This is a genomic window from Streptomyces sp. NPDC007095 (genome assembly GCF_040634475.1).
In the GTDB taxonomy this organism is placed as follows: Bacteria; Actinomycetota; Actinomycetes; order Streptomycetales; family Streptomycetaceae; genus Streptomyces.
Genome location: NZ_JBEYFS010000536.1, coordinates 1 through 1198, shown reverse-complemented (window position 1 = coordinate 1198; position 1198 = coordinate 1). Strand labels below are relative to the sequence as shown.

Below are 1198 nucleotides of genomic sequence, written 5' to 3'. Positions count from 1 at the left end.
GACTGAGAAGGGTCAGGAGGGCCATCCTGAGGTCAGTTGGTCCTTGAAGAACACGCTGGCCTCGAACGAGTCGGGGCTGGTGCTGGTGATCTTGTCGGAGAAACCGAAGGCAAGTCGCGGACCACCGGAGGACCGCCAAACGGCTATGCCCTGGGGTTCACGTCCGGGCAAGGAGGCGCCGGCCGTCGTCGCGAATTTCCAGCGGTATGCACTTCCAGGATCGTTCATGTCGATGCAGATGATGTACGAGGGCGGGGTGGAGTCGCTGCTAGAGGGTGGTCCGCCGAAGAGCAGGTAGGCGTATTGCCCGTATGCGGTGATGCCCTGGAACTGGTCGCTGTCGTTCAGCCCGAGTTCGGCGTTGGTGGGAATGGCCCGCTCCAGCAGGCGCTTGGAAATGACACCCGAGGACAGCACCTGGGACAGGTCGAACAGCGCCAGACGCCAAGGGGTCGTCGTTCCCATGTACCGAATGAGAAGCCGGTTGTTGTAGGGATCGATCGCCGGACGAGGACAGTCGAGGAAGGTCGCGACGTCCATCGGGAACACCCCGAGATACTGCCCGCCGCGATTGAAGTAGTCGAGGTCGCCGCCGTCCTTGTACTTGAAGCGGGCGATCTTGTGACTGTTCGGCGGCTCAGGCGGCGTGGCATTGGGATTCTTACTCTCCCAGTCGCCTGCCACCCAGATGTAGGGAGATCCGTCGGTGTCGGGCTCGACCCCGATGGACGAGCCGTGGTCGAACGCGTGAATCGCCATGGCTCCGAGCACATTGCCCGAGAGATCGGTCCTCGACACCCACAGATCGCCGTTGTCACTGCCCACTTTGGTCTGCACGAAGTAGATGTGCCCGTAGACGTGATCGTAGGCGAACGACTGCATCGCCCAGTAAGGCTGGTGAAGCGTCTGCCGCAAGACGGGATTACCGCCGGTCCCGTCGAGTTTGAAATGCAGGGTCGCATCCACATCGGCGTTGGCCGTTCCCGCCGCGGACAGGGAAAGTCCGCCGGTCGCGGCGGCGACGGTTAACGCCGCGCTGCCACGAAGGAATGCGCGCCGGTTCGTACGGTGCGGGCCGCTCTCGTGGGCTATGTCGCTCAAATCATCACCCTCCAGGTCGCCTGACAGATTCTGATCAAACTAGCAGTCAGATCGCTGTGAGAGGAGGGATGAGGCTGAACTCGTGAGGGGCGCGGGG

General features: G+C 62.4%; 1 protein-coding gene. It reads right to left on the bottom strand.

Annotated features, from left to right (window positions below):
* Positions 1 to 12: 12 nt before the first annotated feature.
* Positions 13 to 1101, bottom strand: coding sequence for a twin-arginine translocation signal domain-containing protein (locus ABZ656_RS58050; protein ID WP_360280868.1), 1089 nt, complete (start codon positions 1099 to 1101; stop codon positions 13 to 15).
* Positions 1102 to 1198: the final 97 nt, after the last annotated feature.